24 protein-coding genes, 1 riboswitch and 1 other annotated feature are annotated in these 22017 nt (G+C 35.8%); of the genes, 4 read left to right on the forward strand and 20 right to left on the reverse strand.

From position 1 onward, the window contains the following. Window positions 1-32: 32 nt before the first annotated feature. The 5 genes from ACQVV1_RS23290 to ACQVV1_RS23310 form a co-directional block, all read right to left on the reverse strand. Window positions 33-824, reverse strand: coding sequence for a TerC family protein (locus ACQVV1_RS23290; RefSeq protein ID WP_000025707.1), 792 nt, complete (start codon window positions 822-824; stop codon window positions 33-35). Between the two features lie 73 nt (window positions 825-897). Further along, entirely contained in the window at window positions 898-1476 is a 579-nt protein-coding gene (locus ACQVV1_RS23295; RefSeq protein ID WP_000236647.1) for a TerD family protein, read from the reverse strand. Window positions 1477-1556: 80 nt separating this feature from the next. After that, complete coding sequence (locus ACQVV1_RS23300; RefSeq protein ID WP_000146724.1) at window positions 1557-2141, reverse strand: TerD family protein; 585 nt, start codon at window positions 2139-2141, stop codon at window positions 1557-1559. 23 nt (window positions 2142-2164) lie between these two features. Next, window positions 2165-2761: a TerD family protein gene (locus tag ACQVV1_RS23305; RefSeq protein ID WP_001974780.1), complete on the reverse strand. Its 597-nt coding sequence runs from the start codon at window positions 2759-2761 to the stop codon at window positions 2165-2167. A 128-nt stretch (window positions 2762-2889) separates the two neighbouring features. Then, window positions 2890-3768: an ROK family protein gene (locus tag ACQVV1_RS23310; RefSeq protein ID WP_242256218.1), complete on the reverse strand. Its 879-nt coding sequence runs from the start codon at window positions 3766-3768 to the stop codon at window positions 2890-2892. A gap of 357 nt (window positions 3769-4125) precedes the next feature. On the opposite strand from ACQVV1_RS23310, the gene ACQVV1_RS23315 reads away from it, so the two are divergent. Further along, a complete protein-coding gene (locus ACQVV1_RS23315) occupies window positions 4126-5193 on the forward strand; it encodes an LPXTG cell wall anchor domain-containing protein (RefSeq protein ID WP_431169577.1) in 1068 nt (355 codons plus the stop codon). 115 nt (window positions 5194-5308) lie between these two features. Here the strand turns inward: ACQVV1_RS23315 and proS are convergent, their stop codons facing one another. Next, window positions 5309-6739: a proline--tRNA ligase gene (proS, locus tag ACQVV1_RS23320; RefSeq protein ID WP_431169578.1), complete on the reverse strand. Its 1431-nt coding sequence runs from the start codon at window positions 6737-6739 to the stop codon at window positions 5309-5311. A 47-nt stretch (window positions 6740-6786) separates the two neighbouring features. Continuing rightward, window positions 6787-6993 (reverse strand) — a binding site (T-box leader). A 93-nt stretch (window positions 6994-7086) separates the two neighbouring features. After that, window positions 7087-7380, reverse strand: a complete 294-nt coding sequence (locus ACQVV1_RS23325; RefSeq protein WP_063221644.1) for a YesK-like family protein — start codon at window positions 7378-7380, stop codon at window positions 7087-7089. A 156-nt stretch (window positions 7381-7536) separates the two neighbouring features. Between ACQVV1_RS23325 and ACQVV1_RS23330 the strand changes: the two genes are divergently transcribed. Both ACQVV1_RS23330 and ACQVV1_RS23335 read left to right on the forward strand, forming a co-directional pair. Continuing rightward, window positions 7537-8850, forward strand: a complete 1314-nt coding sequence (locus ACQVV1_RS23330) for an alkaline phosphatase family protein (protein ID WP_242256563.1) — start codon at window positions 7537-7539, stop codon at window positions 8848-8850. Window positions 8851-8958: 108 nt separating this feature from the next. Further along, entirely contained in the window at window positions 8959-10242 is a 1284-nt protein-coding gene (locus ACQVV1_RS23335) for an MFS transporter (RefSeq protein WP_242256564.1), read from the forward strand. A gap of 36 nt (window positions 10243-10278) precedes the next feature. On the opposite strand, the gene ACQVV1_RS23340 is transcribed toward ACQVV1_RS23335, so the two are convergent. The 8 genes from ACQVV1_RS23340 to ACQVV1_RS23375 all read right to left on the reverse strand — a co-directional run bounded on the left by ACQVV1_RS23340 (window position 10279) and on the right by ACQVV1_RS23375 (window position 14173). Continuing rightward, window positions 10279-10671 carry a hypothetical protein gene (locus ACQVV1_RS23340; protein ID WP_242256565.1) on the reverse strand — a complete coding sequence of 131 codons (393 nt, stop codon included), beginning with the start codon at window positions 10669-10671 and terminating at the stop codon, window positions 10279-10281. Between the two features lie 12 nt (window positions 10672-10683). Further along, the gene (locus tag ACQVV1_RS23345; RefSeq protein WP_080468319.1) at window positions 10684-10935 is read right to left on the reverse strand and encodes a helix-turn-helix transcriptional regulator; all 252 of its coding nucleotides are present in this window, start codon (window positions 10933-10935) and stop codon (window positions 10684-10686) included. 56 nt (window positions 10936-10991) lie between these two features. After that, window positions 10992-12224: an MFS transporter gene (locus ACQVV1_RS23350; RefSeq protein ID WP_431169580.1), complete on the reverse strand. Its 1233-nt coding sequence runs from the start codon at window positions 12222-12224 to the stop codon at window positions 10992-10994. 66 nt (window positions 12225-12290) lie between these two features. After that, complete coding sequence (locus ACQVV1_RS23355) at window positions 12291-12872, reverse strand: TetR/AcrR family transcriptional regulator (protein ID WP_431169581.1); 582 nt, start codon at window positions 12870-12872, stop codon at window positions 12291-12293. A gap of 80 nt (window positions 12873-12952) precedes the next feature. Next, window positions 12953-13096 carry a histidine kinase gene (locus ACQVV1_RS23360; protein WP_431169582.1) on the reverse strand — a complete coding sequence of 48 codons (144 nt, stop codon included), beginning with the start codon at window positions 13094-13096 and terminating at the stop codon, window positions 12953-12955. A gap of 127 nt (window positions 13097-13223) precedes the next feature. Next, window positions 13224-13463: a hypothetical protein gene (locus ACQVV1_RS23365; protein ID WP_431169583.1), complete on the reverse strand. Its 240-nt coding sequence runs from the start codon at window positions 13461-13463 to the stop codon at window positions 13224-13226. Between the two features lie 13 nt (window positions 13464-13476). Then, window positions 13477-13791 carry a thioredoxin family protein gene (locus tag ACQVV1_RS23370; RefSeq protein ID WP_242256567.1) on the reverse strand — a complete coding sequence of 105 codons (315 nt, stop codon included), beginning with the start codon at window positions 13789-13791 and terminating at the stop codon, window positions 13477-13479. A 10-nt stretch (window positions 13792-13801) separates the two neighbouring features. Continuing rightward, a complete protein-coding gene (locus tag ACQVV1_RS23375; protein WP_431169585.1) occupies window positions 13802-14173 on the reverse strand; it encodes a DnaJ family domain-containing protein in 372 nt (123 codons plus the stop codon). Window positions 14174-14544: 371 nt separating this feature from the next. On the opposite strand from ACQVV1_RS23375, the gene ACQVV1_RS23380 reads away from it, so the two are divergent. Next, on the forward strand, window positions 14545-16569 hold the full coding sequence (locus tag ACQVV1_RS23380; RefSeq protein ID WP_309259656.1) for a glycosyl hydrolase family 18 protein: 2025 nt from the start codon (window positions 14545-14547) through the stop codon (window positions 16567-16569). A gap of 469 nt (window positions 16570-17038) precedes the next feature. Here the strand turns inward: ACQVV1_RS23380 and ACQVV1_RS23385 are convergent, their stop codons facing one another. From ACQVV1_RS23385 to ACQVV1_RS23405, 5 genes are all read right to left on the reverse strand, one after another. After that, window positions 17039-18571, reverse strand: a complete 1533-nt coding sequence (locus tag ACQVV1_RS23385) for an ABC-F family ATP-binding cassette domain-containing protein (RefSeq protein WP_063221633.1) — start codon at window positions 18569-18571, stop codon at window positions 17039-17041. A 388-nt stretch (window positions 18572-18959) separates the two neighbouring features. After that, window positions 18960-19709: an ABC transporter ATP-binding protein gene (locus ACQVV1_RS23390; protein WP_242256574.1), complete on the reverse strand. Its 750-nt coding sequence runs from the start codon at window positions 19707-19709 to the stop codon at window positions 18960-18962. Beyond that, window positions 19706-20704, reverse strand: coding sequence for an ABC transporter substrate-binding protein (locus ACQVV1_RS23395; protein ID WP_242256576.1), 999 nt, complete (start codon window positions 20702-20704; stop codon window positions 19706-19708). The genes ACQVV1_RS23390 and ACQVV1_RS23395 overlap by 4 nt, the downstream gene beginning before the upstream one ends. Then, the gene (locus ACQVV1_RS23400) at window positions 20701-21474 is read right to left on the reverse strand and encodes an ABC transporter permease (RefSeq protein ID WP_001057157.1); all 774 of its coding nucleotides are present in this window, start codon (window positions 21472-21474) and stop codon (window positions 20701-20703) included. Before ACQVV1_RS23400 ends, ACQVV1_RS23395 begins: the two co-directional genes overlap by 4 nt. Next, window positions 21446-21766: an MTH1187 family thiamine-binding protein gene (locus ACQVV1_RS23405; RefSeq protein WP_000082906.1), complete on the reverse strand. Its 321-nt coding sequence runs from the start codon at window positions 21764-21766 to the stop codon at window positions 21446-21448. The genes ACQVV1_RS23400 and ACQVV1_RS23405 overlap by 29 nt, the downstream gene beginning before the upstream one ends. A 100-nt stretch (window positions 21767-21866) precedes the next feature. Continuing rightward, a riboswitch (TPP riboswitch) is annotated at window positions 21867-21968 on the reverse strand. Between the last annotated feature and the right edge of the window lie 49 nt (window positions 21969-22017).

Below are 22017 nucleotides of genomic sequence, written 5' to 3' on the forward strand. Positions count from 1 at the left end.
GGGCGCTCGCAAAACGAGCAAACCCATTTCAATTATTTATGATTATTTTTAGTAGCTGCAACTTCTTCTTTAGCTTGTCCAGAATTCTTCATGTAGTGAAGTATAAATGTTGCTCCAAATGCTACAACTAAAATAATAAAGAACAGTGTATGACTAATATGAATATCAATTAGAGACAATAGCATTTTCGATGCGATAATTAAGATTAAAATATATGCTGTCGTTTCAAGCTCTGGAATACGCTCTAACAATTTTAAGAATACACCAGCGATACCACGCATCATTAAAATACCAAGCATTCCACCTAATAATAGAATCCAAACTTCATTTGATACACCAAACGCAGCAAGTACGCTATCTACAGAGAACGCGATATCCATTAATTCGACCATCGCAACCGTTCCCCAGAAGACACCGAACATTCTAAAGAGAATACTATTTTGATTCATACCATGAGCTTCTTCTTCTTCACTTGCACCTTTACGCTTATCAATAAAGTATTTCACTGATAACCAAGCAAGGTAAAGTGCACCAAGAAGTTTTACCCACCATAATTTAATTAAGAACATTCCGATTCCAATTGCAATAAATCGGAATACATAAGCTCCAATAAGTCCATAGAATAATGCTTTTTTACGTTTTTCTTCCGGAAGGTGTTTTACCATTACTGCTAATACAAGTGCGTTATCAGCAGATAATAATCCTTCAAGTACAACAAGTGTACCAATTAATCCCCAAGATACTGGATCCTGCAACACTTTAATCCACATGTCCAAGTCGAAAAACTGAGCATACGTATCAAGGATTCCTTGCAAAATACTCATCTTACCTTTATCCCCTATTCTTTGCTAGATTTATAGAAAGGTCAAAAAAAGGAAACGAATATCGTTTCCCTTCTTATGCATCCAAGCCATACGCTCTTACAAGCGCACCTAAACCACCTTGGAATCCACTTCCTACTGCATTAAACTTCCACTGTCCATTATGACGGTATAATTCACAAAAGACAACTGCTGTTTCGATGGAGAAATCTTCCCCTAAATCAAAACGAAGAACTTCTTCGTTTGTTTCTTCATTTGCTAAACGAACAAATGCGTTTCCGACTTGTCCAAAGTTTTGATTACGGCCTTCTCCATCATAAATTGTAACTGTAATAGCAATTTTATGAACATCTGCTGGAACCTTTTTCAAATCTACAACAAGTTGCTCATCATCCCCGTCACCTTCACCTGTACGGTTATCTCCTGTATGTAAAACAGATCCACAAGGAGACTGTAAATTGTTATAGAAGATAAAATCAGTTTCCTTCGTACATTTTCCGTTCGCATCTAATAAAAAAGCAGATGCATCTAAATCGAAATCTGATCCACCATCATAAGATTTAATATCCCAACCAAGACCAATTACTGCTTTTGTTAAACCAGGGCTTGTCTTACCTAAATCAATCTTCTGTCCTTTTTGCAATTGAATTACCATTTATATTCACCTCTATATTTTAATCTTAAAAAATATATCCATCAGTAAACATCTGTTTCACCGATGGATATATCAATCTATTACTCTACATCTAAACCGAAATTATTACATAGAGACGCTAATCCACCTTGGAATCCACTTCCGATTGCATTGAACTTCCAGTCACCTGCATGACGGTATAATTCACCTACTACAACAGCTGTTTCAATAGAGAAATCTTCTCCTAAATCGTAACGAATTAATTCTGCATTCTTTTCTTCATCTAAAATACGTACGAAAGAGTTAGAAACTTGTCCGAAGTTTTGGCTACGGCCTTCTCCGTCATAAATTGTAATTGTGAAGCAAATACGTTCGATATGTGCAGGTACATTTTTCAAATCTACTTTAATCGCTTCGTCATCACCTTCACCGTCACCAGTTCGGTTATCTCCCAAATGCTCTACAGCACCATTCGCACCTTTAGGGTTATTATAGAAAACGAAATCCTCTGCACCTGAAACTTTACCGTTAGCACCTACTAAGAAAATACTAACATCTAAATCGAAATCGTTTTGTCCGTCATAACGATTCGTATCCCAACCAAGTCCTACAAGAACTTTTGAAAGACCTGGATTCGTTTTTGTTAAGTCTACCTTTTGTCCTTTTTTCAATGAAATTGATGCCATATTCAATTCCTCCTCGGTTTATTTTATTGATAACGTGATACAATCTCACTTAAGTTTTTATCTTGTGTGCCTTCTCCAACAGCTGAAAACTTCCATTCACTTCCGTGGCGATACATTTCACCTGCGATTAGAGTCGTTTTTCCAGCATAATTATCCGATAAATTATAGCGCGCTAATTCTTCGCCAGTTTGCGGGTTTTGAATACGAATATATGCATTACGAATCATCCCGAAATCTTGACGACGATTTACACAGTCATAAATATTTACAACGAATACTAAACGATTAATACGGCTCGGAACTTTATGTAATTCTACGAAAATTGTTTCGTCATCACCAGCGCCTTCACCTGTTAAATTATCTCCTGAATGAATAATACTACCACAAGTAGAAAGCTTGTTTCCGAAGTAAACTAAATCGTTTTTGTTTACAAAACGATCCCCTTCTAACATAACAACAGATGCATCACAATCTACATTTGGTTTACTTCCAAATAATGAAGACAGAAACCCACCTGATTGCCCAATTGGATCCCAGCCTAAGCCAACCTGTAGTTTTGCTACTTTTGGTTGTCCTTTCGTTAAATCGATCTTTTGACCTTTTTCTAAAATAATAGGCATGAAGTTTCTTCCTTTCTACAAAGCATTTTCCAAGGCGGAAAATATTGTATTCTTCCCTTATATTGTAGCATTATTTACCTAGTGATAAAAAGGATAAATTCTCAGTTATATGAAAACATTCATATAACTTACTTATGATGATGTAAGAAGTGGTAAATAGAACCAATCATTCCTGCGCAATTACCGTTTTGCGCAAGCTCAATCTCACAATTACTATAAATCTCTTTGTGTAAATATTTTTCTACCTCTTCTTTTACTTCTTTTAAGAACTTATTTCCTCTATCAGTAATTCCGCCACCTATAACAATCATTTCTGGATTAAAAATATAAGCAAGATTACTAATCCCAATAGCTAAATGTTTAAAGAAAACTTCAACCGCTTGCGTAACTTCCCTATCCCCTTTATCATACAATTCGAAAATCGTTTTTCCATTCCACTCACTTTCACCTTTATATTTTCGTACAAGATGAATTAACCCTGAAATGGAAGCAACCTCTTCAAACGTTTTCCCTTCTATTAACATATTTCCCCATTCACCAGCACTAAATGAATGTCCTCGGTACAATTCTCCATCTATAAAAATCGCTCCCCCAATCCCAGTTCCAAGGGTAAGCATAATAAAGTTTCTTTTATCTCTTCCAATACCGTTCCACTTTTCTCCAAACGCTGCACAATTCACATCATTGTCAATGGATACAGAAACTTTTAATATCGCTTGCAATCTATCAATAATAGGAATTGTACTATAGCCTGGAATATGATCCGCACCTCCCGTCACAATCCCTTTATTAACGTCAACAATTCCCGCAGTACTAATACCAATTCCCGAAATCGTATGTTCACTCATTAATTTTTTTGATAAAAGAATGAGTTTTTGAATGATTTGTTCCCCACCCAAATGAATTTCTGTTGGAACTGTTTTATGCTTTAGTACTGTTCCTGTTTCTGAAACAATTCCATATTTAATTTGTGTACCACCAATATCAAATGCAATATATGCTTTCATCTGCTGTCACTTCCTCTACTGTAATGCATGTAAAATTCTCACTGCTCTACTATTTATAAAGTGAAACTTTAATCAGTGGGGGTTTTGTTCATCCCCCACTGATTATTAGCCCTCACCAATCGGGCTTTTACGGACAGCCCGCCCCCACCTAACTTCTTTGCTTTCGCTGAATTTTCAGGTGGGCATCTTACTGCCCGGCGAATAGCGGGGTAAAGAGTTTACACTAACTCTTTTCTCTCTTTAGAAATACACCACCTTTTTCTATATATAGTTTTTTTTGCATAAAACCCTTTTTCCTATGAAATATTACAAAGGGATGTATTTTAGATGGAATATTAATTTCTTAGGAGGTAAACAATGACGAAAATCTTCATTTTAGCATCAACACTCTCTTTATCTTTTTTTAGTGGTTTAAATATCGGTAATGCAGCAACAGAAAATTTCTCTCCAGCAACAAACGCAATTGTACAAAATAACGATCATTTCGCAGAAGGTAACTTAAAAGATAATAATAAACCACCAGGAAACGGTGGTTCTCAGGACGATAGTGGCTCTGATGGCAACGGTTCTGGTGGCAATGGCTCTGGTGGCAACGGTTCTGGCGGCAACGGTTCTGGTGGCAGCGGTTCTGGTGGCAACGGTTCTGGCGGCAACGGTTCTGGCGGCAATGGTTCTGGTGGCAACGGTTCTGATGGCAGCGGTTCTGGTGGCAACGGTTCTGGTGGCAGTGGTTCTGGCGGCAACGGTTCTGGCGGCAATGGTTCTGGTGGCAACGGTTCTGATGGCAGCGGTTCTGGCGGCAATGGTTCTGGTGGCAACGGTTCTGATGGCAGCGGTTCTGATGGCAGCGGTTCTGGTGGCAACGGTTCTGGCGGCAACAGTTCTGGCGGCAATGGTTCTGGTGGCAGTGGTTCTGGCGGCAATGGTTCTGGTGGCAGTGGTTCTGGCGGCAACGGTTCTGGTGGCAACGGTTCTGATGGCAGCGGTTCTGGCGGCAATGGTTCTGGTGGCAGTGGTTCTGGTGGCAGCGGTTCTGGCGGCAATGGTTCTGGTGGCAGTGGTTCTAGTGGCAATGGTTCTAGTGGCAATGGTTCTGGCGGCAACGGCTCTGGTGGCAGCGGTTCTGGCAGCAATGGTTCTGGCGGCAATGGTTCTGGCAGCAATGGTTCTCAGGGGGGCGGCCGTGTTAAAAGCGATAGCAGTTCTCAAGGTGGCAATGGCTCTCAAGGCGGTAACCGTGTTAAAAGCGATAGCAGTTCTCAAGGTGGCAACGGTTCCCAAGGTGGTAATGTAAAAGATAATGCGAAAAAACAAGGCGATAAGTTACCTAATACTGCAACACATTATCCTGCATCTATTTTAATGGGACTTTCAACATTCCTAATTGGTATGCTACTATTTATTCGCCGTAAAAACGCAAAATAAAAACACATCCTCCATCTAAAAAATACATGAAACAAATTGTAAAACTAAAAAGGACTTTGGATTGCATTTTATTATGCAGCCCAAAGTCCTTTTCATCATTTCTATCAAAAGATTATTAATACGCTTTTCCCCAATACACCATTTGCTTAGCTTCTTTACCACAACAAATACATTCGTCAGCTACATGCTCTTGCTCAAAAGGCATACAGCGAGAAGATACTCCAACTTCTTCTTTTAGTTTCTCTTCACAAGCTAATTCTCCGCACCACATCGCTTTAATAAACCCTTGCTTTTCATCAGCTACTTTTTTCATCTCTTCGAAATTCGTCACACTATACGTATTCTCATCGCGAAATACTTTTGCTTTATTAAATAAAGAAATATGAATTTCTTCAAGTAGTGCTGGAATACGTTCTTCTAATTGATCCATTGATATAAATTCTTTTTCTTTCGTATCTCTTCTTACAAGTACTACTTGATTCTTTTCAATATCTTTAGGACCAACTTCTAATCGAATTGGAATGCCCTTCATTTCATACTCATTAAATTTCCAGCCTGGCGTTTTATTGCTAGCATCTATTTTTACTCGTGCAACCTTTTGAATATGTCCTTGTAGCTCTGTTGCTTTCGCTATAACTCCTTCTTTATGCTGAGCAATCGGCACAATAACAACTTGCACTGGAGCAACTTTTGGTGGCATTACAATTCCATTATTATCACTATGAACCATAATCAGTCCACCTATCATTCTTGTTGATACGCCCCAAGATGTTTGGTGTACATATTGCCATTTACCGTTACGATCTAAAAATTTAATATCAAATGCTTCTGAGAAATTCGTTCCAAAGTTATGAGATGTTCCTGTTTGAAGTGCTTTTCCATCATGCATTAAACTTTCAATCGTATAAGTTGCCTTTGCTCCCGCAAACTTTTCTTTGTCTGTTTTTTGTCCTTTAATTACTGGTATCGCTAAGTAGTCTTCACAGAAAGAAGCATATAGATTTAAAATATTTAACGTTTCAGTTTGAGATTCTTCTGCTGTTTCATGAATTGTATGACCCTCTTGCCATAAGAATTCCGTTGTACGAAGGAATGGTCGCGTTGTTTTCTCCCATCGAACTACTGAACACCACTGATTATATAACTTTGGCAAATCATTATAGGATTGCACAATTTTTGAAAAATGTTCACAGAATAAAGTTTCAGATGTAGGGCGTATACAAAGTCTTTCCGCTAATTTTTCATCCCCGCCATGTGTCACCCATGCTACTTCAGGAGCAAATCCTTCTACATGATCCTTCTCTTTTTGCAATAAGCTCTCTGGGATAAACATTGGCATATACACATTTTCATGACCCGTTGCTTTTAACTTCTCATCCATCACTTTTTGCATATTTTCCCACAATGCATAACCATATGGACGTAAAATCATACACCCTTTTACACTTGAATAATCAACAAGTTCTGCTTTTTTTACAATATCTGTGTACCACTGTGCAAAGTCCTCTTCCATCTTCGTAATTGCTTGTACTTGTTCTTTTGCCATAGTTAGTCTTCCTCCTTCTAGAAAATACAAAAAAGCCCGCGTCCCTAAATAGGGACCGAGCTTTGCCGGCGTTACCACCCTGATTCATGCACAAAAATTGCGCATGCTCTCTTTTTGATAACGGGAAATTCCCGCTGCATATGCAGAACTCAAAGGTAGGTTCCATATCGCCCTTTTAAGAATCTTCCAGCCTGACGGATTCTCTCTCTGCTAAAAAGGTTGTACATGTACTAGTCCTTTTTCATCGTTATAACGAAATAAATTTGTTGAATATCATAATATAAATTTCACTTCAAAACAAGAGCGAATTTTCTTATTTTTATATATTCTTTTCATTTTTTACAGTTTTATACGTAGCTTTTTCGCGAGATTTTTAAAAGTTGATGTGCAATCATACCGATAAGTGTGCCCAGTAGGACGAAGAAACCAATAAATCCATATCCCATTCCTTCCCATCCACCAATAACCATCATTGTAATGGGAAAGGATGCTAAGCAAAGAAGTATTAAACTAAGTGCAAATATAATATCAAACTGCTTGTCTGGAAACCGTTTCTTTAGTAAATACGAAATAGCAAATACAAGGATAATCGTAATTCCGCCAATGATGTAAAAGATACCAAATCCATCTAGCCAATCCATAGTATTCCCTCCTTCCATTCATTCCCTTATACTTAATTATATGTTTAATTTTTCTGAAAATAAACATATAAATTTTATTCAAAAAATATATTTTTATTACTAGGTATTAATAGTAATATATAATAATAGGTTTTATATAATTAGGAGGATTACTTTATGGATAAAGCATTAACGAATCGTGTCATTATTTTATCATTCGACTGTTTATCAGCTTTAGATTTTCCTATACTACAAAAATTACCTCATTTCCAATCTCTAATAAAAAATGGCACGGTTGTCGAAAAAGTAGAACCAATTTATCCTTCTGTAACATATCCAAGCCACTCAACAATCGTAACCGGTAATTACCCTAACAAGCACGGTGTTGTTAGCAATACATTACTTCAACCTGGACGCGAATCACCAGATTGGCATTGGTACCGAAAATCCATTAAAGGAACAACGTTATACGATGAAGCACGTAAAGCAAATTTAACGACAGCTGCCCTTCTATGGCCTGTTACTGGCAAAGCAAATATTGATTACAATTTACCAGAAATCTTTCCAAATAGACCGTGGCAAAATCAAGTTTTAGTTTCCTTATTTAGCGGTAGCCCGCTATATCAATTAGATTTAAATCGTCGTTTCGGCCATATACGAAATGGATTATCACAACCTGAACTCGATGATTTCGTACTTGCTTCTGCTGTGCATACAATCCAGACGAAAAAGCCTAATATTATGTTTGTACATTTCACCGATTTAGACACCCAAAGACACTATTATGGATTTGAATCTAACGAAACAGTAGCTGCCATCCATAGGCACGATGAACGTCTAGGAAAAATTATTCAAGCATTAAAAGATAGTGACCTATACGAAGAAAGTACAATTATCGCCCTTGGTGATCATAGCGCTTTAAGTGAAAACAAATCCATCCAATTAAATGTGCTATTCCACCAAAGAGGACTTATATCTCTAAATAAAAAAGGTAAATTAATAGACTGGAAGGTCTATTGCCAAAGTTGTGACGGCTCTGCCTATGTATATGTGAAGGACAAAAATGATACGGATACAATTCGAGAAGTACAACTACTCCTTGAAGAACTACTTAAACATAAACAAAACGGAATTGAATTTATACTTCACGATGAAGATGCAAAGGAATGCGGTGCAGATGGTAACTGTTTATTTATGTTAGAAGCGCGAGAAGGGTATTATTTCACTGAAAACTATACAGGAGATTTTATAAAAGAAATTACTAAAAAAGATGTTACGCCTAGTAAAAAATATACATTTGGTACGCATGGATACTCTCCAACAAAACCTAACTATGAAACAATTTTTATCGCTGCTGGGAAAGGGATAAAAAGCGGTGTTACCGTCCCGTATATAAGACTTATTGATGAAGGTCCAACTATCGCTAGACTACTCGGTTTACACTTAGGTGAAACAGACGGGTCAATTGTAGAGGATTTACTTCAATTGTAAAGAACTGTGTATATATGTAAAAGTTATGTAAAATTCATCACTGTTTCTCTTTTTATAATTTTTATTTTTGTACACTGTTAGTAGAACAAATTTAAGGGGGAACATTATATGAAAAAAATGTCCAGACAAGAAAAAAGCTGGATATTATACGATTGGGCGAACTCGGTATATTCGCTCGTCATTACAACCGCATTATTTCCAATTTACTTTAAAGCAGCTGCAAAAGAAGCTGGATTATCCGGTGCAACTTCAACAGCATATTGGGGATATGCAAACTCATTCGCAACACTTTTAATTTCTATACTTGCTCCTATTCTCGGCACAGTTGCTGATTATAAAGGATTTAAAAAGCGATTTTTCACATTCTTCTTTGGACTCGGCATCGTATTTACAAGTATGCTAGCAGTTGTTCCAACATCTCAGTGGTACTTATTATTAGGATGCTATATGCTCGCATTAGTCGGTTTTGCTGGGGCAAACATTTTTTATGATGCATTTTTAGTAGATGTCACTACTGAAGATAGAATGGACCGAATTTCTACGAGAGGTTTCGCTTTAGGCTATATTGGGAGTACTATTCCTTTTATCGGTTGTATCGCTCTTATTATTCTTGCTCAAAAAGGAACTATCCCTTTATCAGTTGGCATTGCTAGTCAAATTTCATTCGCGATAACTGCTCTTTGGTGGGGACTATTTACAATTCCAATGCTGAAAAACGTAGAACAAACACATTATATTGAACGTCATCCAAGACCAATTACAATGAGCTTCAAACGCCTTACTGAGACTTTTAAAAATATTAAAGAATATAAAACGGTCTTTATGTTTCTAATCGCTTACTTTTTCTATATTGATGGGGTCGATACAATTATTACTATGTCTACCGCTTACGGAACAGATCTTGGTATTAGTGCAACGAATCTATTAATCATCTTATTTGTCACACAAATTGTAGCTTGTCCATTCGCTTTACTATATGGAAAATTATCAGAAACCTTTACAGGTAAAAAAATGCTATATGTCGGTATTATTATTTATATCATTATCTGCACATATGCTTATTTCTTAAAAACAACACTCGATTTCTGGATCTTAGCAATGTTAGTTGCCACTTCTCAAGGTGGTATTCAAGCGCTTAGTCGGTCCTATTTTGCAAAACTAGTACCTAAAGAATCTGCAAATGAATTCTTCGGATTTTATAATATATTTGGCAAGTTTGCCGCGATTATGGGTCCAGTATTAGTCGGTGTTACAACGCAATTAACTGGAAAAACGAACGCTGGTGTTCTTAGTATTATTGTATTGTTTATTATCGGTGGATTCCTATTAACTAGAGTCCCTGAAAATAATACATCCGTTACACCACCTAATCCCAAAACTAAAACGCTATAAGAAAAAGATCCTCTTCTTGCGAGAAGTGGATCTTTTTTATCGATAACGTCTTACAATTAAAAACTCAACAGCTGGCTTTACAACTATCGCAGCACATAACGCAAACAATAGCGGTATGTTATGAAAATCAATCCATTTATTAAAACCTACTGATGCGAAAAACAAACCAAAAATGAATACAACGAGTACATAATACGTAACATTTGCACTCCTTTTTAATACATGTTTTTCTAAATCTTCGTTTTCCTCAGTTTCCCCTTCAACGCTATATGATGCCAAACTTTTAAATAGATAATGTAACGCGATGCTACAAATAAATAGTGCATACCAATTTACTTGAAGTTCAGTTAACCAATAATAAAGTGCAAACACTAACGTACCTATAGCTACTAATACAGTAACGAAAAAGCTTATTTTCTCTTTCCCCAACAACTACTCCCCCTACTGCTTGTACAAAAATAGTTTATCAACAGTTGTTCCTAATACTTCCGCTAAACGGAACGCTAATGCTAAGCTTGGATCATATTTATTATTCTCAATTGCATTTATCGTCTGTCTAGAAACCTTACATTTATCAGCTAATGCGCCTTGTGAAATATTATTTTCAGTGCGTAATTCATGGATTTGATTTTTCACACCATTTCTCCTAACCTGTAAAATCGTTTTTACATCATCAGTATATAATTGGCTCATATAGTTGTCAAAAGTTCCCCAAAGAAAAAGGGAGCAATTCTGCTCCCTTACAATAGTTATTTCGAAGCTAACGAATTTGTTAGTTCCTCTTTATTAACGACATCTTCATTCTTTATTTGCATGCGTAGAACTGGTCCTATTGCCAATAATATAAGTGCCATTGCTATACAAAATACAATAACTAGTGAAGTCATTTCCTTTAATCCTCCAGCTAAAGCAGTACCAATTAGCATAGCTCCCATAAACAGCGGTAAAATTGTTCCATTTACTCTTCCAACCATATTTTCTGGTACAAGTTGAATCATAAGCGTACCGACAACGATATTAACACAAGCTAAACAAATACCTGTTCCAAATCTCATGAAACTAGTAATCCAAAATGATGTAGATAGCCCTTCTACTAAAAATGACATCGCTAATATGCTCATACCGAATACAAACATCTTTTTCGGATTCACTTTTGAAGCGAAAACTGCAGCAATAATACCACCAATTAACATACCTATTCCATCAGCCGCAGCTAAATATTGAACTGCTTCCTTTTCCATTCCAAGGCGTTCTATTACAAGAAACACCTCTAATGGATTCGTTAGTCCAACAGCTAAGCCCATAATAGTAAAAGTAATCGTAATCATACGTAAATTTTTCGTATGAAGAACATATTTCCAACCTTCTTTTATATCATTTTTCAATGAATCTCTCACCACTTGCTCTTGTTCAATCCATTTCGGTAAAAAAGAAAGAGCGATAGCAGATAACAAAAATAAAATGATTAAGCTATATAGTGACGTAAATAAACCAAGTTGTGTATACACAAGCGATCCTACCATTGGTCCAAAAATCATAAATAATGACTGTAATGTTTGGTTAAATGCAATCGCATTCGCTACCTGTTCTTCCTTTACGTAGCGCTTAAATATACGCGAGGATGATGGCTGAGAAAACTGGCCTACAATCGCGGAAATGAGTGTTGCAAAAAATATAGCCTGCCAATAATCTAGCTTTAACAACAAGACAATACCTATGATAGATAGTACACTTAACACATCTCCAGCAACCATCGTTCTTTTCGGATTCCAGCGATCAGCTAGTGCACCACCAATAAACGAGAAAATAAAGATAGGTGCATATTCCATAACCGATAACAACGAAACTGAAACTGGATCATTATTCGTTCTCTCCATTATGAAATACAAAAGAGCCATATTTCTGATCCAAATTGCAAATTGTTGTAAAATATCAGATGCCATAACGAGCATAAATGCTCGATTTTTAAATAAAGCGTTCATTTTCATTCCCCTTTCACAAACCGACCGTTCGGTCTAATTTATTTTGTAAGAAAAGCAACTGACTTATTATTCAGCTGCCATTCCTTTTAACAATACATCTATCGCCTTTTTATAAATACGTTTCAGCTCTTTATAATCTAACTCGTAGTAAAGTACTCCAAGCCCTGATAATAATCCATTCACAATATACATAAGATCGAGCGTATTATCTTCACGAAACTCTCCAGACTGTATGCCTGCTTCAATTAATTTCTCAAACATAACGTATGATTCTCTAGTTAAAGCTAACATTTCATCCAAAGTTTCTTTGCTTACAACTTGGCTCATAGAAAATTCTTCTATTGCATTAGAAATAGGTTGCTGTATGTCCTCTACATAATATTCCGCGAGACCATATAGTTTTTCAGTACTCGTACTATACAACTTCTCTTTTTCATTCCATTTCTCAAGCCAATCATACGTATACTGCTTCACTACAAATAAAAATAATTCTTCTTTACTTTTAAAGTGATAATAAATGCTTCCTTTACTCCGCTCTGTAATTTCACAAATATCTTCCATAGATGTAGCTGCATAGCCTTTTTGTGAAAACAGACTTTCTGCTTTATATGCAATTTCTTTTTTGATCTCTTCTGCGCTTCTTCTCATATTTACACCTCTTTAAACCGACCGTTCAGTCTAATAATAACAAATAAAAAACCTCTATCGCAAGAGGCTATATTCTTTATTTAAGAAAACGTACTTTCAAACCAAGTTCGAATCATATGTATTATTCCAAATTTAAATCCTAATTTAATAAGAAATACGCTTCCCGCAGCTATTAAAAATAACGCTACTTTTCCCTTGTTTTTCACTTTCGGCTCCCTCTTCATTTTCATTCCCCTTAGTATATTAAAAATATTTAATCAAACGTTTGTTTAACTGTTTTTATGCATATGTAAGCCATCTAATCAAACGTTTGTTTAAAAAAGAAATACGCCTATATAAGGCGTATTCTCATCAATCGCCACCGCCGCCGCCATCGCAGCTACCTCCACTATCTCCACCAGAAGATCCTCCACAATCATGTGAACCGCCATCATTATCCGATCCAGCAAAGAAAAATAATGGTGATGAGCTATTAGACGCATTGTGTATATTATTTTGTTTCGCAAGATTTACCTTCTTTTTGTTTGAACGAACCGCTATTACGATTATTCCAATTACAACAAATAATAGTATGAAAATAATAAATTCCATATAGATCCCTCCCTTAATCTTCGAATAATTGAATGCTTCTCTCTAGATTTTCAAGTGAAATGAAACGCGATTCACGAAGAATCTCTTTTCCATTATGAAATAATAAAATTGTTGGACCTGTAAATACTGCATATCGCCCCGCAACCTCTTGCATGTCTTGCAGTAATATCTCTATTTTCTCCACGTAATCATAATTCTCTAATACGTAATTTACTTTCCTTAACATAACATCACAAACACCACAATTTTCCGTTTTAATAAACAGAAGTACTAATGGTTGTTCTTCAATGTATGTTGCTAATTCTTCTATCGTTTCAAATTTATTCATCTTATCCCTCTTAACGTAGTTTACGAAATACTTTACCTTGATACATACGAAATGCTGAACTGTCTTTAATCTTTCTTTTTTCCATTACCTGCTGAAAGCGTAGTGTTTTTGCTGTTAACTCTTCTTGTAATTTTTTTCTCTCTTCTTCATCATAACAGCAAGCGATTAAATCCTCTATTTTTAATATATCTTTTTGTAGTTCCATTTCTCGGGGAATCACTCCCGCATTTTTTAAAACTTTATAACTCATTCTAAGTTCTGGAGGTACCATCGAAAGATCTTCTAATTGTAGTGGCTTTCCTTTTCCCGGAATATTATCAAGGTCACCATTCCGTATTGCTTGACGAATTTTTTCTTCAGCAATATTCAAAAACACATCCACACTATTCCCTCCTTTACATATTTTTACTATTATTTTACATGATATTTTCTCATCTTGCTACGTCATAAGAAATCGACTTCATACAATATTTTCTCAATTTTATTTATAAGGCGCTATTTTCTACCTCACAAATATTTCATTTTCATATACAGTTTGTATTCAAGCCTTTTTATATTGAGAAAATCCTTCCGAATCGAATAAAGCGTTTACACTAAATCTTACATTTGTTACGATTTAATCATCCCTAGCTTCTTGTATAGACTTCGTGATGTCTGATCATTTTCATCTAGATGATTTATACATCTAGATTCATTTTGATTTATTGGCGCATGCCTTTAAATATATCTTTTATTTTGAAAGGAGAAATGGCTATGAAATCAAAAAAATTCACACTGCTATTACTATCCCTACTACTCTTCTTACCTCTTTTTCTCACAAACTTTATTACTCCAAACTTCGCATTAGCAGATTCACCAAAGCAAGGTCAAAAAATTGTTGGGTATTTTCCTTCATGGGGCATTTACGGACGTAATTATCAAGTTGCAGAAATTGATGCATCAAAACTCACTCATCTAAACTATGCATTTGCTGATATTTGCTGGAATGGAAAACATGGAAATCCTTCTACACATCCTGATAATCCAAATAAACAAACGTGGAACTGTAAAGAATCTGGTGTACCACTGCAAAATAAAGAAGTTCCTAATGGTACTCTCGTATTAGGTGAACCATGGGCTGACGTCACAAAATCTTATCCAGGATCAGGGGCAACTTGGGAAGATTGTGATAAATACGCCCGCTGCGGAAATTTCGGAGAACTGAAACGATTAAAAGCTAAGTATCCACACTTAAAAACAATTATTTCCGTTGGTGGCTGGACTTGGTCTAACCGCTTTTCTGATATGGCCGCTGATGAAAAAACAAGAAAAGTATTTGCTGAATCTACAGTCGATTTCCTACGCGAATATGGATTTGACGGTGTTGATTTAGATTGGGAATATCCTGGCGTTGAAACGATTCCTGGTGGTAGTTATCGTCCTGAAGATAAGCAAAACTTCACTCTACTTCTTCAAGATGTTCGAAATGCACTAACTAAAGCTGGTGCAGAAGATGGTAAACAATATTTACTAACAATCGCTTCAGGTGCAAGCCAACGTTATGCTGATCATACAGAGCTAAAGAAAATCTCTCAAATACTTGATTGGATTAATATTATGACATATGACTTCCATGGTGGATGGGAACCTACTTCTAACCATAATGCAGCTCTATACAAAGATCCAAATGACCCAGCAGCGGATACGAAATTTTACGTAGATGGTGCTATAGACATTTATACAAATGAAGGTGTTCCAGCGGATAAACTCGTATTAGGTGTACCTTTTTACGGACGTGGATGGAAGAGTTGTGGAAAAGAAAATAACGGACAATACCAACCTTGTAAACCAGGTAGTGATGGAAAGCTAGCCTCTAAAGGTACTTGGGATGATTATTCTACCGGTGACACAGGTGTGTACGATTATGGTGATTTAGCAGCTAATTATGTTAATAAAAATGGGTTTGTTCGCTACTGGAACGATGTAGCGAAAGTACCTTATTTATATAACGCGACTACAGGCTCATTTATTAGCTACGATGACAATGAATCTATGAAATATAAAACAGACTATATAAAAACGAAAGGTTTAAGTGGAGCAATGTTTTGGGAATTAAGTGGGGATTGCCGTACAAGTCCAAAATATAGTTGTAGTGGACCTAAATTACTTGATACGTTAGTAAAAGAATTACTGGGTGGACCTATTACTCAAAAAGATACTGAGCCACCAACAAACGCAAAAAATATTGCTGTTACAAATAAAAATTCAAACTCAGTTCAATTGAACTGGACTGCATCTACTGATAACGTAGGAGTTACTGAATATGAAATTACTGCCGGAGAAGAAAAATGGAGTACAACAATAAATAGCATTACAATTAAAAACTTGAAACCTAATACAGAATACACATTTTCAGTAATTGCCAAAGATGCTGCTGGAAATAAGTCGCAACCTACCGCTATTACAGTTAAAACAGATGATGCTAATACGACACCTCCTGGTGGAAATGGCAATGCTACCTTTTCAGTCACTTCCAATTGGGGAAGTGGTTACAACTTCTCGATTATAATTAAAAATACCGGGACGATCCCTATTAAAAACTGGAAATTAGAATTTGATTATAACGGCAATTTAACGCAAGTTTGGGATTCTAAAATTAGTAGTAAAATAAATAATCATTACGTAATTACGAATGCAGGATGGAATGGTGAAATTCCTCCTGGTGGATCGGTTACAATCGGAGGGGCAGGAACAGGTAATCCCGCCGAACTTGTAAATGCATCCATTAGCGAAAACTAAAGGTAACATCCCTTAATTATTTCACTAAAGTTTGAATTTAGGTTTGAGTGCTCTATCCTAAATTCAAACTTTTAATTTTATGAAAAATCATAAATTAGTATTACAATAACCTATTATATTTATATTTAGTTTCTAATATGAAGTTCATGTGAAGTTCATCTGAATTTTACATGAATTTCCTTTAAGTTCTATTGTCTTCCTATAGTAATCACATTATCCTTTACATATAGGAATTATTTTCATTCCATTCCAAACTATCTATATATATAAAAGAAGATAGTCGCCTATTAGGGAAAGGCATCTAGTATTATTATAAATATAAACATAACAAAAGAAAAAGCACGCTTATAAGCGCACCATAAGAGTGCTTCTTCATACAATTCTCATGTAAGAGTTCTCGAAAATCATGTTAATCACAAAGAAAAGGCATTAGCTTATATAAGCTAATGCCTTTTCTTTATTCATACTGTTAAACGTTCCATTCTTCTATATTCCATACTTTTGTTATCCATGCTTCATAGAAAGAAGGCTCATGTGAGACAAGTAAAACTGTTCCTTTATATTGTTGTAACGCTTCCTGCAAGGACTTCTTTGTTTCTATATCCAAATGATTAGTTGGTTCATCTAAAATTAAAACATTGCTTTTCGTTACGATAAGTTCACATAAACGTACTTTCGTTTGTTCTCCGCCGCTTAATAAACGAATAGGTTTTAATACGTGTTCTTCTTTCAATCCACACTTTGCTAATGCTTGGCGCACTTCTTTCTTTGTCATATCTGGTCGTTCTGCCCAAACTTTCTCTAATGGTGTTGTTTCTGAAGCAAACTCCTCCTGTGCAAAATAAGCAGGATTTACTCGTTCTCCAACAGAAATTGAACCACTTAGCGGTTTTATTTGACCTAATAACGTTTTTAACATCGTCGTTTTTCCAATTCCATTATGACCAACAATCGCTATCTTTTCTCCCTTTTTCACTTGTAAATTCAACTCTGGACATAACGGATCACTATATCCTATCCTTAGTTTCTCAGCTTGCAATATACGACTCACTGGCTCCTCATAAACATTGAAATCAAAACGAGTTTGAGTTACATGATTAACCTTTTCAACCCTTTGCATTTTCTCTAACACTTTCTCTCGACTTTTAGCCTGTTTCGCTTTTCGAATTTTATTTTTTTGAATAAATGTTTCTAACTGAGCAATTTCTTTTTGTTGTTTCGTATACGCCGATTGTAATTGTTTCGTTTGCACTTGATAACTTTGCACAAACTTTTCATAATTTCCTGCGTATCGCTTCACTTTCCCTCCTTCTAGATGATAAATAACATTCGTAATACTGTTCAAAAATACTTCGTCATGTGAAATGATTACATAAGCTTTTTCATACAGTCTCAAATATGATTGCAACCATTCTATATGAGCTGTATCTAAATAGTTTGTTGGCTCATCTAGCAATAAAACATCAGCTTTTTCTAAAAGGAGCTTCCCAAGTAATAACTTTGTTCGTTGTCCTCCACTTAACTTTGAAACATCCTTTTCCAAACCTACCTCAAACAACCCTAAACCAATTGCTACTTCTTCAATTTCTGTATGAATTTGATAGAAATTAGAACTTTCCAATATAGTTTGTAATTCTCCATACTTTACTAACAGTTTTTCTACTTCTCCTGCTCCATTCATTTCTTCAGCAATTTTTAACATCTCACATTCAATCGCATACAAATCAGAAAATGCACTTTGTAAATATCTTTCAATCGTTATCCCCTCTTGTAAATCCATATGCTGCTGTAAAAAACCTACCTTCACATGCGGAAACCATTCAATGTTCCCATCATCATGTATAAGTTCTCCTGTTAAAATCCTTAACAATGTTGATTTTCCAATTCCATTTTTCCCTACTAACCCAACATGCTCGCCCTTTAATAATCGAAAGCACGTATTATATAAAATGGTTTTCTCACCATACGAATGACTTAAATTTTCTACTGTTAATATACTCATTTTTTTCTCTCCTTTACTTATCATCCATAAGCTAAATAAGAGAGAGCGACAGTATAAAGCCTTATTTAATTGTGCATATAAAAAATGGGTAAGGTGAATACACCTTACCCATTACATATTATCGTAAAAAAGGATTAAGGTTCTTTACCTGCTGTCTTCAATTTAGCTTAATCGTTAAAAATGGGCAGACTTCTCCCACATCAAGCTAAAACCATTTGAAGAACAGTTGATAAAGTCATTTTATCCTTTCACTCCTTTAGCATTTGTTATATTAAGAGTATAAACTACTCTGTTATATTCTATTCTCTATTTTTTCCTTTGTTCCTTCTTCTCCTATAGAAAAAGCCTCTTAACAGTAATTATACAAAAAACTGTTAAAAGACTTTTTCTATTTTTTCATATAAGGAGCTAATACTCTCAAAATTTCTTCCTTATCCTTCTTTAACTCAAGCGATGTTAACATATCCATCGTTCGTGGCCTAGGTAATTTCACTTTTACCTCACCAACTATTGACGCTGGTCTTTGAGATAAAATAAATACGCGATCCGATAGCAAGATTGCCTCATCTAAGTCATGTGTAACCATAACGATTGTTTGCTTCTCTTGGTGCCAAGAGTTTAAAAGCCAGCTGTGTACTTCCATTTTTGTAAAGGCATCTAATTTTCCAAAAGGCTCATCAAGTAGCATAATTGGCTTTTCACATAAATATGTGCGAAGGAAGCTAATTCTTTGACGCATTCCACCTGATAATTCATCTGGATAATGATCTGCATATTCATCTAGTTCAAACTGCTTCAACGCTTCCATTCCTTCTGCCAGCCTTTGTTTTTTCAGCTTCCCTTCGATTTCTAACGGAAGAACGATATTTTGCAAAGCTGATCGCCATGGCAGCAATAAATCTTGTTGCGGCATATAACTTACAGCATCTTGCTCTTGTACTTGCTTATCCTTATACGTTACGTTCCCACTTGTTGGATTTTCAACATTTGCAATCATATTTAATAATGTGCTTTTCCCGCAACCACTGGGTCCTACAAAGGAAACGAATTCTCCCTCTCGTATAGAAGCACTAATATTTGCTAATACATTCTTTCCATCGAAAGATTTCACAATATCTTTTATTTGTAATCCACTCATTTTTCACTTGGAAGGAACTCATTTGTAAAGGCATCTTTCACATCAATTTTCTTCTTAATAACTTTGTTATCATATAAGAAATTCATGTAATTCGTCCAAACTTCTTCCTTCTGTACTCCCCATGCTTTTGCATCATCTTGATACTTCGTACTTAACCACTTTTGACTCTCTTGCACTAACTCTTTATTCACATCCGGAACAGCTTTAATTAAAATATCCGCTGCTTCTTTTGGTTCTTTAATTGCAAAATTATACCCTTCTGTCGTTGCATTCATAAACTTTTTCACAAAGTCTTTATCTTGCTTCGTATGTTTTTCACTTGTAATAATAACAGGGCTATAGAAATCGAGCGCTGGATCTAAGTCTTTCACCATAATTGTATTTAACTCTTTTCCTTGACGCTTCGCTTCAATACCATCCCAACCGTAATAAATCCATTCGAAATCAGCATCACGGCCAATTGATTTAAAGAAGTCTGTTTGTCCTAAAATGATTTTTTCGACTTTATTAAAATCAGCTTGATGTTTCTCCATAATTGTCTTTAACGTTGCTTCTTCTGCTGGTCCTCCCCAGCCTCCGTAACGTTTGCCTTCAAAATTTTTCGGTGAAGTCATGTTATCTTTCTTAAGTGACGCAAAAGCTGAAGTGTTATGCTGAATAATCGCCCCTACAGATACAACAGGAATACCTTCCACCCGAGCCAACGTTACATTTTCTTGTGCGCTTATTGCGAAGTCAGCTTTTCCTGAAGCTATCATTTGCTCTGCTGTTACATTGTCACCAGGCTGAATAATTTCTACATCTAAGCCTTGCTTTTTATAATAATCTTTCGCTTGTGCTACATATAAACCAGTATGATTCGTATTCGGAAACCAATCTAATACTACTTTTACTTTTTGATCTTTACTTGCACTTTCTTCTTTCTTCGCCGGATTACATCCAACCACACCTACTGCTAATAAGGCAGCCAACATAACTTTTAAACCTTTTTTCATTTTCTGCCGTCCTTTCTATATATCCATGGTGCTGTTATTCTTGCCATAAACTCCACGATAAAATACAGACATAATGTCACCATGACAATAATTGCTGCAACACCAAATACCCGGGCAGTTAAAAAGGATTTTGTAGCCCTCGTAAGCATAACTCCTAACCCTTCGCTGGCACCGAGCCATTCTCCAATAATCGCTCCCATGACGCTATATGTAACTGCAATTTTCAAACCAGAGAAAAAGTATGGAAGCACTGCCGGAAACTTTACTTTCTGGTAAACTTGCCATTTCGTTGCCTTCATCGTTTGCAACAACTTCAACATATTTTTATCTACCGTTTGAAAACCTTCTAAAATACTAAGCGCAATCGGGAAGAAACAAACGAGTATTACTACCATTACTTTCGGTAGCATTCCATATCCAAACCAAATAATAAATAACGGTGCAAGTACAACGATTGGAATCGTTTGCGAAATAACAAGCAACGGATTTATTAAAATACGAAATAAAGGGATAACGTCCATAAGAATTGCAATACTTGTCCCAATTAAAATCGCAAAAAATAGTCCAATTATAACCTCTTGTAACGTTTGCATCGTATTCGGTAATAGTAAATCCTTCATTCCAATTAATTCTTGAACAATGGCAGAAGGCTTTGGTAAAATCCAAGGTTCAATTTTAAATAATGAAACAGATCCTTCCCATATTGCAATGAGAAGGATAAGCCAAATTGTTGTAATTATTTTAGATTGCTTCTGGTTTTGCATATTCATCACGGTACTTCCAAACCTTTTCATCTATCGTTACACCAGTGCTTGGACGATAATGGATTTTAATAGAAGTAATCACTTCTTCAGCTCCAGCATCCACGCAAGCTTGTTGCGCACGTTTAACGACATCAAGAAGTACATCTAATTCTCCTTCCAGCGTTGTTTCCATTGCTCCTACTTCATAACGAACTCCCGATTGTTGTACAACTTCAATTGCTTTATCAACAACAGAATATACATCTTTTGTTTTTGCTTGTGGTACTACTGAAAATGACATTGTAACTTGTTGTGACATAATAATATCCCCCTTCTGAAATTAAATTTTAAAACAAGAAAAGGCTTTCCTACTACGTAGGAAAGCCTTGTATGCAAGTTATTATAGAATAACATATGCTACATCACTTTAAGTAACTCCCTACGCTGGCATTATCCAGATCAGGTTGAGGGTCGATGTTTGCTTACATCCTCTCAGCCAATTGGCTCCCCGGTCCTTAATTCGTTTTCATTGTAGCATGATTTATTTTATTGAACAAACAAAAGCATGTA

The organism is Bacillus basilensis, from assembly GCF_050630465.1.
GTDB classification, from domain to species: Bacteria; Bacillota; Bacilli; order Bacillales; family Bacillaceae_G; genus Bacillus_A; species Bacillus_A basilensis.

Excerpts from the sequence above, each read along its gene's own strand:
- ACQVV1_RS23325 (WP_063221644.1), bottom strand. The coding sequence starts at position 7,380 with ATGGATTGGCTAGATGGATTTGGTATCTTTTACATCATTGGCGGAATT.
- ACQVV1_RS23380 (WP_309259656.1), top strand. The coding sequence starts at position 14,545 with ATGAAATCAAAAAAATTCACACTGCTATTACTATCCCTACTACTCTTC.
- ACQVV1_RS23290 (WP_000025707.1), bottom strand. The coding sequence starts at position 824 with ATGAGTATTTTGCAAGGAATCCTTGATACGTATGCTCAGTTTTTCGAC.
- ACQVV1_RS23400 (WP_001057157.1), bottom strand. The coding sequence starts at position 21,474 with ATGAATATGCAAAACCAGAAGCAATCTAAAATAATTACAACAATTTGG.
- ACQVV1_RS23315 (WP_431169577.1), top strand. The coding sequence starts at position 4,126 with ATGACGAAAATCTTCATTTTAGCATCAACACTCTCTTTATCTTTTTTT.
- ACQVV1_RS23370 (WP_242256567.1), bottom strand. The coding sequence starts at position 13,791 with ATGAATAAATTTGAAACGATAGAAGAATTAGCAACATACATTGAAGAA.
- ACQVV1_RS23350 (WP_431169580.1), bottom strand. The coding sequence starts at position 12,224 with ATGAACGCTTTATTTAAAAATCGAGCATTTATGCTCGTTATGGCATCT.
- ACQVV1_RS23390 (WP_242256574.1), bottom strand. The coding sequence starts at position 19,709 with ATGAGTGGATTACAAATAAAAGATATTGTGAAATCTTTCGATGGAAAG.
- ACQVV1_RS23345 (WP_080468319.1), bottom strand. The coding sequence starts at position 10,935 with ATGAGCCAATTATATACTGATGATGTAAAAACGATTTTACAGGTTAGG.
- ACQVV1_RS23385 (WP_063221633.1), bottom strand. The coding sequence starts at position 18,571 with ATGAGTATATTAACAGTAGAAAATTTAAGTCATTCGTATGGTGAGAAA.
- ACQVV1_RS23360 (WP_431169582.1), bottom strand. The coding sequence starts at position 13,096 with ATGAAGAGGGAGCCGAAAGTGAAAAACAAGGGAAAAGTAGCGTTATTT.
- ACQVV1_RS23395 (WP_242256576.1), bottom strand. The coding sequence starts at position 20,704 with ATGAAAAAAGGTTTAAAAGTTATGTTGGCTGCCTTATTAGCAGTAGGT.
- ACQVV1_RS23300 (WP_000146724.1), bottom strand. The coding sequence starts at position 2,141 with ATGGCATCAATTTCATTGAAAAAAGGACAAAAGGTAGACTTAACAAAA.
- ACQVV1_RS23355 (WP_431169581.1), bottom strand. The coding sequence starts at position 12,872 with ATGAGAAGAAGCGCAGAAGAGATCAAAAAAGAAATTGCATATAAAGCA.
- proS (WP_431169578.1), bottom strand. The coding sequence starts at position 6,739 with ATGGCAAAAGAACAAGTACAAGCAATTACGAAGATGGAAGAGGACTTT.
- ACQVV1_RS23365 (WP_431169583.1), bottom strand. The coding sequence starts at position 13,463 with ATGGAATTTATTATTTTCATACTATTATTTGTTGTAATTGGAATAATC.
- ACQVV1_RS23335 (WP_242256564.1), top strand. The coding sequence starts at position 8,959 with ATGAAAAAAATGTCCAGACAAGAAAAAAGCTGGATATTATACGATTGG.
- ACQVV1_RS23305 (WP_001974780.1), bottom strand. The coding sequence starts at position 2,761 with ATGCCTATTATTTTAGAAAAAGGTCAAAAGATCGATTTAACGAAAGGA.
- ACQVV1_RS23295 (WP_000236647.1), bottom strand. The coding sequence starts at position 1,476 with ATGGTAATTCAATTGCAAAAAGGACAGAAGATTGATTTAGGTAAGACA.
- ACQVV1_RS23405 (WP_000082906.1), bottom strand. The coding sequence starts at position 21,766 with ATGTCACAACAAGTTACAATGTCATTTTCAGTAGTACCACAAGCAAAA.
- ACQVV1_RS23330 (WP_242256563.1), top strand. The coding sequence starts at position 7,537 with ATGGATAAAGCATTAACGAATCGTGTCATTATTTTATCATTCGACTGT.
- ACQVV1_RS23310 (WP_242256218.1), bottom strand. The coding sequence starts at position 3,768 with ATGAAAGCATATATTGCATTTGATATTGGTGGTACACAAATTAAATAT.